The sequence below is a fragment of the Photorhabdus aballayi genome (genome assembly GCF_026153155.1).
GTDB lineage: Bacteria > Pseudomonadota > Gammaproteobacteria > Enterobacterales > Enterobacteriaceae > Photorhabdus > Photorhabdus luminescens.
On record NZ_JAPFCD010000138.1, the window covers coordinates 1 to 902 of the forward strand.

Consider the following 902-nt stretch of genomic DNA (forward strand, 5'->3'; position numbering starts at 1 on the left):
CTTGGCGAAAAGTGCCGTGCCCAATAGTAGAAAAATTAATGGAAAATCTCTGTCGAATGATATCAATTTGAGTGCAGAAGATGTGAAAGCACAGCCTGCAGGCCATTACGCCGTTCGTGAGGAAATTTATACCAAATCGGAATCAGACGGCAAATACCAACCACACGGAAACTACCAACCAACAGGGAATTATGCAGTCAGGGGGGAGAGTTACACTAAATCTGAGTCAGATGGTAAATATCAGCAGAAAGGTAGGCAATTGCTTGGTGTAAATCAATCATGGGTTAACGTAACGTCAAGTCGAGCCCCTAACACCGTTTATACAAATTCAACGGGGAATCCTATCGCCGTTATTATTTGGTCTAACAGTAGAGCAGTCGCATTTAAAATAGACAATGTTTTCGTTGACTTTTATAGCGGTATTGATAATTGCACTCTTATTGTGCCAGTGGGGGCAACGTATGAGTTAGTTAGGGGGAAATTAGGAACGTGGATAGAATTACGATGAATCACTATTTGAATATCGTTACTGGGGCAATTCATGGTTTTGATGACAGCCAAAAGCACTTGATTATGGATGATTTTAGAAAGTTGACACCAGAGGAGGAGTATAATCACTTGCACCCAAAACCATCAAAAGAACAACTCATAAAAGAAGCAGATTTTGAAAAACATTTATTACTATCTAATGCTAATAATTGCATCGCCCCTTTGCAAGATGCAATTGATTTAGATATAGCCACAGATGCGGAAAAACAGAAACTGACAGAGTGGAAAAAATATCGGGTACAACTGAACCGTGTAGACTGTTCGACAGTACCTGAAATTAACTGGCCTGAAAAACCAGAATAACAATCAGGGGCAATACGCCCCTGTAATTATTTTGGTTGCACCGGCCATTC

At 40.4% G+C, this 902-nt stretch carries 1 protein-coding gene and 1 pseudogene; both read left to right on the forward strand.

Annotated elements, in window-relative coordinates:
* Positions 1-508: pseudogene (locus tag OO184_RS24915) on the forward strand (hypothetical protein); the annotation flags it as partial.
* Positions 505-852, forward strand: coding sequence for a tail fiber assembly protein (locus OO184_RS24920; protein WP_283256388.1), 348 nt, complete (start codon positions 505-507; stop codon positions 850-852). The pseudogene OO184_RS24915 and the gene OO184_RS24920, both read left to right, overlap by 4 nt.
* Positions 853-902 lie beyond the last annotated feature (50 nt).

Bases quoted from the DNA above. Each gene is read 5' to 3' on its own strand.
- OO184_RS24920 (WP_283256388.1), top strand. From the start codon at position 505: ATGAATCACTATTTGAATATCGTTACTGGGGCAATTCATGGTTTTGAT.